The organism is Deinococcus sp. (assembly GCF_018260405.1).
Lineage (GTDB): Bacteria > Deinococcota > Deinococci > Deinococcales > Deinococcaceae > Deinococcus.
Window position 1 is genome coordinate 4,649 of the sequence record NZ_JAGLBG010000084.1, and the last position, 6,343, is coordinate 10,991.

Annotated in this window: 12 protein-coding genes; 9 read left to right on the forward strand and 3 right to left on the reverse strand. The window is 55.4% G+C overall.

All coding sequences use genetic code 11. The features are described from left to right. Window positions 1-186: hypothetical protein (locus QZ269_RS10315; protein ID WP_291426627.1), on the forward strand; the 186-nt coding region annotated here is incomplete at its 5' end. Here the strand turns inward: QZ269_RS10315 and QZ269_RS10320 are convergent. Next, the gene (locus QZ269_RS10320; protein WP_291426628.1) at window positions 173-1,516 is read right to left on the reverse strand and encodes a replication initiator protein A; all 1,344 of its coding nucleotides are present in this window, start codon (window positions 1,514-1,516) and stop codon (window positions 173-175) included. The genes QZ269_RS10315 and QZ269_RS10320 overlap by 14 nt on opposite strands. Before the next feature lie 89 nt (window positions 1,517-1,605). On the opposite strand from QZ269_RS10320, the gene QZ269_RS10325 reads away from it, so the two are divergent. Further along, complete coding sequence (locus QZ269_RS10325; protein ID WP_291426629.1) at window positions 1,606-1,977, forward strand: helix-turn-helix transcriptional regulator; 372 nt, start codon at window positions 1,606-1,608, stop codon at window positions 1,975-1,977. Next, on the forward strand, window positions 1,974-2,405 hold the full coding sequence (locus QZ269_RS10330) for a type II toxin-antitoxin system VapC family toxin (RefSeq protein WP_291426630.1): 432 nt from the start codon (window positions 1,974-1,976) through the stop codon (window positions 2,403-2,405). Before QZ269_RS10325 ends, QZ269_RS10330 begins: the two co-directional genes overlap by 4 nt. A 47-nt stretch (window positions 2,406-2,452) precedes the next feature. Here the strand turns inward: QZ269_RS10330 and QZ269_RS10335 are convergent, their stop codons facing one another. Beyond that, window positions 2,453-2,659 (reverse strand): helix-turn-helix transcriptional regulator, encoded by a 207-nt coding sequence (locus QZ269_RS10335; protein WP_291426631.1) that lies wholly within the window; start codon window positions 2,657-2,659, stop codon window positions 2,453-2,455. 224 nt (window positions 2,660-2,883) lie between these two features. Here QZ269_RS10335 and QZ269_RS10340 point away from each other — a divergent pair, with 224 nt between their 5' ends. The 5 genes from QZ269_RS10340 (at window position 2,884) to QZ269_RS10360 (ending at window position 5,210) form a co-directional block, all read left to right on the forward strand. After that, entirely contained in the window at window positions 2,884-3,522 is a 639-nt protein-coding gene (locus tag QZ269_RS10340; RefSeq protein ID WP_291426632.1) for a hypothetical protein, read from the forward strand. Then, window positions 3,519-3,914 (forward strand): hypothetical protein, encoded by a 396-nt coding sequence (locus QZ269_RS10345; RefSeq protein WP_291426633.1) that lies wholly within the window; start codon window positions 3,519-3,521, stop codon window positions 3,912-3,914. Before QZ269_RS10340 ends, QZ269_RS10345 begins: the two co-directional genes overlap by 4 nt. Next, a complete protein-coding gene (locus QZ269_RS10350; protein ID WP_291426634.1) occupies window positions 3,911-4,219 on the forward strand; it encodes a hypothetical protein in 309 nt (102 codons plus the stop codon). The genes QZ269_RS10345 and QZ269_RS10350 overlap by 4 nt, the downstream gene beginning before the upstream one ends. After that, a complete protein-coding gene (locus QZ269_RS10355) occupies window positions 4,216-4,767 on the forward strand; it encodes a hypothetical protein (protein ID WP_291426635.1) in 552 nt (183 codons plus the stop codon). The genes QZ269_RS10350 and QZ269_RS10355 overlap by 4 nt, the downstream gene beginning before the upstream one ends. 62 nt (window positions 4,768-4,829) lie before the next feature. Further along, complete coding sequence (locus QZ269_RS10360) at window positions 4,830-5,210, forward strand: hypothetical protein (protein ID WP_291426636.1); 381 nt, start codon at window positions 4,830-4,832, stop codon at window positions 5,208-5,210. A gap of 107 nt (window positions 5,211-5,317) precedes the next feature. Here the strand turns inward: QZ269_RS10360 and QZ269_RS10365 are convergent, their stop codons facing one another. Continuing rightward, window positions 5,318-5,557, reverse strand: a complete 240-nt coding sequence (locus QZ269_RS10365; protein WP_291426637.1) for a helix-turn-helix transcriptional regulator — start codon at window positions 5,555-5,557, stop codon at window positions 5,318-5,320. A 100-nt stretch (window positions 5,558-5,657) separates the two neighbouring features. Between QZ269_RS10365 and QZ269_RS10370 the strand changes: the two genes are divergently transcribed. Then, a complete protein-coding gene (locus tag QZ269_RS10370; RefSeq protein ID WP_291426638.1) occupies window positions 5,658-6,260 on the forward strand; it encodes a hypothetical protein in 603 nt (200 codons plus the stop codon). The last annotated feature ends 83 nt before the right edge of the window (window positions 6,261-6,343 follow it).

Consider the following 6,343-nt stretch of genomic DNA (forward strand, 5'->3'; position numbering starts at 1 on the left):
CAATCGCACGAAACCGGCAACGGTTCTTTGCAAAAATCTGGGGAATCGCACGAAACCGGCAACGGTTCTTTGAATTCAATCGCACGAAACCGGCAACGGGAATCGCACGAAACCGGCAACGGTAAAATCCCCAATCGCACGAAACCGGCAACGGGGATTCTGGGAGAGATAATTATTCCTCAGTGAGCCACTGAGCGATGGATTTCTGTACGGCAGGGGCAGGCGATGTAATCAGGCCGCTGATGTCCAGGAGTCCCAATTTTCCCTGATTGACCATTTCGCTCAAGGTCTGCAACTGGGTATCGGTGATCTTACTTTGCATCCTTAAGCTCTGAAGAATACCGTTGGCAGCCTGAGATGATGATGCAGGAGGAGCCGCCTCAGCCGCTGCTGATGCAACTTTTTGCGCCTTCACAGCGACAGGACGGTTCCTTTGCCGGTACTGGTTAAGCATGTCCCTTGCTGTCCCGTCTTTGAGCGTTTTGACAATGAGTCCTGCTGGATTACGGATAGTCTGATCTCGCCGTTTTTTGTCATCAACCACCCATAAGGCGCATTCGATTTCTTCACGGGTGTGACCTATAGCAAGACTCTCGGCATTTTTGCCGGTGATGCCAGCTTCCAAAAGTAGGCGGCGGGACTCGGTATTCAGCAGCGCACCGTCATCGTTAAAACGGAAATGTATTTTGGTCTCTGCTCCGCGCCCAACCGTTTCATAGCCGTGTAAGTAACCAGCGTCAACGAGGGCCTGAAAGGGGGAAGTCAGCAGGCGGACGTGATGTCCAGCCTCCTGACGCGAGCTGAGAAGACGTGTGGTTTCGACCAAGGTGGCGATATTGAGACTGAGCGTGCTGGCAGCGCGAGTCACATCTTCTGGGTCACGCCGCAAGCTCTCCAGCATGCGGTAGACCGCCCGTGCGCCTGGGCTGGGAAGCAACTCAAGGATGGTGGGATTGATGGCAAGCACGAGAGACCCTTCAACCGAACGCGCAATCTCCTGGTTGAGTCGAATGACATAGTTGCGCTGTGCCTGTGCCTTGTTGAAAAGGTGTTCTTCCTCCTGCCGCTCCAGGTAGTCGAGAATGGAGAAGGTGGCATCACGCGAACTGCGGGTCATGGGATCAGTCCATTGAGCAAAAACCTTGTACTTGGTGGCCGCCAGTGCAGTCAAAGCCTGATCAATCACAGGATAGTGACGGGCATGCACTTTCAAGTTGGCGTGCTTGGCAATTCCGGCTGCTGTGGTCACAATTTCTGTGCCACTGCTGATGCCTCCCTCGGCGCGGATGGCTGCCTCGGTCAGCAAGCCGGAAAACACGTCAGATGCCATGCCGTGTGGCACGCCAGCCGGGTCGGTCGTCGAGCAGATGATGCCCTGGCGATTGGTGCCATTCACCTGCACGGCCTGCCAGCCCGCATGGTGTTCGGCAGACAAACGGGTCTGAATGCTGATGAGGCCCAAGCGGGAGACGTTGTACTCGGTCACCTGCCGCCGCAGCTTCATTCCGCGTTCCATGACTGTGAGTCTAGCCTTAGATAGGATGAGAATTTTGCTCTCACCTAAGCGTTACTAAACAGAACGTGACTTCCTGCTAGAGTAATCCTATGATGCAAGTGCAGTGGCGACTGCGGGACTACCTGACTCAGCATGGGCTGACAGCTTACAAGCTGGCAAAGGCCCTACCAGAACTACGCCAACCGACGGTTTACCGCCTGGCCTCCGACCGCTCGCCGCAATCGGTGAATCTGGAACTTCTCGGGAAGGTCATGCAGGGCCTGAAAAGTCTGACTGGAGAAGAAGTCACGCCTAATGACCTCCTGGAAGTCGTTCACGTCGCTGAAGCTGCTTCTACTGATTCGGAACCCATCTTTTCTGGCACAGTTCAGAAGTGGAAGAAGAAAGCTCCCCAGGCCCCATACGTGCCGGGCCTGGATTCCACGGCCCTCCTGGCAGAGTTGCGTGAGGAGCGTCAGTGACGACGCTGGCCTACCTGGACACCAATGCCCTGGTGAAACTCTACTTGCCGGAAGCCGGTGGAGAAGAGGTCGTTAAGTTGCTGGACGTCGTGGATGGTGTCGTGACCAGCACGCTGAGTTACCCAGAAAGCCGCAGCGTTTTCGCACGGGCGCTGGACAGGGGTTTGCTGGGCGAAGAGAAATATACCGAAGTGCTCTTGGCCTTTGAACAGGATTGGCCCCTGGCAGTTCGTATCGAAATGACGGAAACGATTTATCGCCGGGCAGGTGATCTGATGAAGCCCCACCCCAGGCTCCGCACGATGGACGCCGTTCACCTGGCCTCCGCTTTGGAGGCTCATCGGAAATACAAGCTGCGATTCCTGACCTTTGACAAAGTGCTGCGCGAGGCTGCTGTGGCGCTGCTGGGCAAAAAGACGGTGGAATAAAAGCTGATCCTGACAGCTACAGATTGAGTCAACTTTTTTTCAGCAAATTAATCCTTACCATCGTCATCAATAAGCACAAGCTTTTTACCAAGAGCATTAAAAATGTCCTGCCAGCGCTGGGGAATATCTGTTTCAGCATTGAGCATCTGATTTAGGTTGGTACGGCGCATACCAATTTGCTCTGCTAATAGCTCTTGTGAGATGCCGCGCTCCTTCATCACGGCTTTGATCTGGCGGCGGATTTCCTTATTCATAGGTGTGATTTTAGACCGAGGAGACATCAAACCCTCCTTCACGGTCCCATTTGGCTCTGTAGTATGAAGTTGACATACGTCTCAAATTATCATACTATTTGAGCGTAAGCCAAACTACGTCACCTTTACATAAATGGTGTTCTGTAGGGCAAATTTCTCTCAAGGAGGCTTCCCATGAAGTCTACTGGTCGTATTCCTATTTCTGAAATTGACGGAGCGCAGGCATGAGTCTCACGCAACATGTAAGCCTTGTTGCCTCACTGGTCTCCTCAGTTCTAGGCCGTCAGCCTATCGTGGCCGTCCCGACGCCCTTTATTCATCTCCTGGGTGACTGTACCGCCGCTACTTTCCTCGCCCAGTGCTGCTACCTTTCCGACCAGTCAACTGACCCCGAAGGTTGGTTCGAGCGTTCGCACGAGGCTTGGCGCTCTGACTTGAATCTCTCGCCAGAGCAAATCCGCCGCTGCGTGCGCCACTGCGCTGGGATGATCGAGGTCAAGCGCATGGGCCTGCCTTCCCGCAACTTTTACAGGATTCTTCCTGAAGGCATCAGGGGTCGCCTGGCTACACTTCAAACCCCCGAAGTGGTGGGTCTTTCAATGCAAGCATCTGTTACTCAAGCTGTTAGCAGTCAGTCGGAATCACGCAAAGCTGTCGCCGGTCAGATGCAGCCGCCAGTCGTCCAGCAAACCCCACAGCAGGCTGCCGAACAAACCCGACGACATTCTTCTATAGCAGTTAAAAAAGAAAAAGACACCCAGAGAGATGATGTCCAACGGACTTCGCCTGTCACCACTGAAATGCTCACTCGTCTGCTGACTGGAATACCCACCGACGTGATTTGCCGGAAGCCAGTGGAATGAGTACCCAACGCCGCAAGGCCCTGACGGTGCTGCTGGCGGATTGCGGTGGAAGCGTCCAGCAGGCCGCCGAGTTGCTGACAGATGCAGTCAAAGAAGTCGCCGCTGATGACTTCTGGAAGACCAAAAAATTCGGACTGGACACACTTTTACCGAAGGTGCTTGGGAAGGCGGAAGCATTCCGTGCGCGGCAGTCTGCCAAATCTCCCAAAATGGTCGTACCACTCCCTGACTTCGGTGTCGGTCAATTCGTCCTTTACCGCCGCGAGCGTTACGCCATCGAAGCCATAACAGACCGGCATATTGACCTCTGGGACGAAGAAAATGGCTCTGCCCGTATCCTTATCAACTCGGACGACATCCGCGCCATCAAGCTCCTGGAGGTACACGCATGACGGCCACCATTGCGATTAGCCGCAGTCTTTACCGCTGGCATCAGGTGTATCCAGATTTTCTCCCGACTCTGTTGGCCCGTGCCGGACAGATCGTGACAGATGAAGAGGTAAGCTGGCAGGTCATTGAGGGCGAGTACCCCTACCTCTGCACGGACGTCGATTTTGAACTCCAGCACCCAGTTCAGCGGCCCCTGGGTGGTCAACTGGACTGGCAACTCTCCGGCTGTGCGACCGCAGCGCTGATCGCGCTGCGGGTGCTGGCTGAGCGGGAAGAGCAGGGCCTGCTTAAGGGCGGTGCGGCGTGAGCGGAGACATCCCCGACCAACAGCCACTCAACCGGGCGCAGCGGCGTTTTCTGGGCCTGGTGCTGCCGATTGGCCTGGCGATCTACAAGCAGGACTTTATTCCGGTTGAGGATGTCTTCGTTTCGGCCATCCCGCTCAAGATGCTTGGTCAGCAGCACCAAGGAGCGGGACGACTGCGGGGCGGTGTGCTGCTGGGCTACCAGCAGGACGCCACCTTGCAAATAGATGTGGTGTTACCGAGCAGTTGCACTCCCCAGCACCCTTTTGACTTGCAGCCGGACTATGTGCTGGGGGCGCTGGACGCGGCGTTACAGGTGTCGCCCTTTCCGCTGGACTGGGTGGGCAACTGGGTGATGCCCGCTGACGGGCGTCACCCTGAGCCGTCCTGGGTAGAGGAGATGTGGCATGCCGCACGGGGACAGGCACTGGTTTCGGCCAGTCAGGTGTTACTCACCGTGGGGATGGCCGAAGACCGGCTGGAAGTTGAAGCCTGGGGGGAAAGGGAAGGGCAACCGTACAGATTTCCCCTGCGAAAGCACGTCCTCTAGCCGCGCTTGAAGAGTGTTACCAGCTCGACTAACATCACTATACGTACGTTTTGGGGGAAATCATGACTTTGGATTCAGAAGATAATTTTGTTTTTGTGCCCCCTCTGGCACGGGTTATTCCCGTCTGTGAGGCCGTGATCTATCCACTGGATCGCGTGGCCTTTTTACAGGCGGCTGAGGCGATTATTCCTCTGCTTAAACATCCGGTCACAGGGCAAGCCTGGGAATACGACGGGTATCGCCGGACTCAGCTTTTTCTGGTGCAACCGCATCATGAGGCTCTTGGTCTGCCCGAATACACAGTCGAATTTGAGTTGCAGTTCAGTGGCGAGCAAACCACGGTGTCGATCAGAAATTTAAGCCCATCAGTGAAACACCTGTTTCACCAGTTCACACATGAACTGGCCCTGATGCTTTTGCGGAGCAGGACTCAGCATTATTGATAACGGCCAAGGTCTGAGTTATTCACCTCGTAAGCTCGCCCTTTCACTTCCTCGGGCAAGAAGCGGCAACGCCATTCCCTGCCACCCAGCTCAAACTTGCACCGTTATCAATAGGGATTGGGGAGGAGGAGATCAGCCAGGCGCATTTCTAGCGCCTGGGCGATGGCGTCCATGTTGTCCACGCTGATGTTGCGGGTGCCGCGTTCGACCTGACCGACGTAATTCCAGGAGAGGTCACAACGTTCGCCCAGGTCTTCCTGGGTCCAACCGCGTGCCTGTCGCTCTTCCCGGACGCGAGCGGCGAACAGAAGGCGGGATGGACTGACAGGACGCGGCTCAGTGGGCATCCCCCAAGCCTGCTTGCGGCATCACTATGCGTACAGTTACGATAAGTGTGATAATTATAAGTACGTTTCTACTGATACCGAACTTTTCTGGAGGGAACTGATGAAGAAATTGCTTGTTTTACTTGCTCTGGGCGGACTTTCCACCGCTGCCGCTGCGACACCGGACTGCGGCACGCCTGTGCTCCTCAGCTTACGGACCCTGGTTTACCGGACTAAAGCCGAGTTTCCAGACTCACCCAAGGAAGTTCGCACCAACTTCTGGGAACAGTCCAAACCCATGACACTGTGTGGTGTCATCTTTGCAAAAAAGGGCAACACTTTTGTCGTCAAGGCTGACAAAAACGACTATCTGGGGTATCTCACGACCCCGGCACGCACAGCCGACGGGATTACGCTGGCTGGCTCTACACCCGGTCTGTTCGGCTACAGCGGCCTGTCGGTAGACCTCACCCTGCTCAATCTCTATACCATGTACTCTGCCCGGGCCAGAATCCCCACTGAGATGTCCGCTGGGACGGCCGTAGGCATCCGTATTGATGGAGGCAAGCTCCAGCCCTTGTACTGGCCGGGCAAGGGTGGTTCACCGGTCGAGTTCTCCAAAAAATCCAGAATTGTCGATGTATACGTTAAGACCAATATGCCGACCAACTGGGAGCGGGTCACGGTTGATCTTGCCAATCACACATTGACGGTCTATCCCTGACGGCCTACGACTCACCCCTAACCACTCGTTGCTGATCGCCCCCTTTTTTCCAGCTTCGCAAGCTGTTTTTGTGCGCCCACCGC

What these genes read in the sequence shown, in the direction of transcription:
- QZ269_RS10365 (WP_291426637.1), bottom strand. Translation starts at nt 5,557, where the DNA reads ATGCCCACTGAGCCGCGTCCTGTCAGTCCATCCCGCCTTCTGTTCGCC.
- QZ269_RS10350 (WP_291426634.1), top strand. Translation starts at nt 3,911, where the DNA reads ATGACGGCCACCATTGCGATTAGCCGCAGTCTTTACCGCTGGCATCAG.
- QZ269_RS10325 (WP_291426629.1), top strand. Translation starts at nt 1,606, where the DNA reads ATGATGCAAGTGCAGTGGCGACTGCGGGACTACCTGACTCAGCATGGG.
- QZ269_RS10370 (WP_291426638.1), top strand. Translation starts at nt 5,658, where the DNA reads ATGAAGAAATTGCTTGTTTTACTTGCTCTGGGCGGACTTTCCACCGCT.
- QZ269_RS10320 (WP_291426628.1), bottom strand. Translation starts at nt 1,516, where the DNA reads ATGGAACGCGGAATGAAGCTGCGGCGGCAGGTGACCGAGTACAACGTC.
- QZ269_RS10335 (WP_291426631.1), bottom strand. Translation starts at nt 2,659, where the DNA reads ATGAATAAGGAAATCCGCCGCCAGATCAAAGCCGTGATGAAGGAGCGC.
- QZ269_RS10345 (WP_291426633.1), top strand. Translation starts at nt 3,519, where the DNA reads ATGAGTACCCAACGCCGCAAGGCCCTGACGGTGCTGCTGGCGGATTGC.
- QZ269_RS10340 (WP_291426632.1), top strand. Translation starts at nt 2,884, where the DNA reads ATGAGTCTCACGCAACATGTAAGCCTTGTTGCCTCACTGGTCTCCTCA.
- QZ269_RS10360 (WP_291426636.1), top strand. Translation starts at nt 4,830, where the DNA reads ATGACTTTGGATTCAGAAGATAATTTTGTTTTTGTGCCCCCTCTGGCA.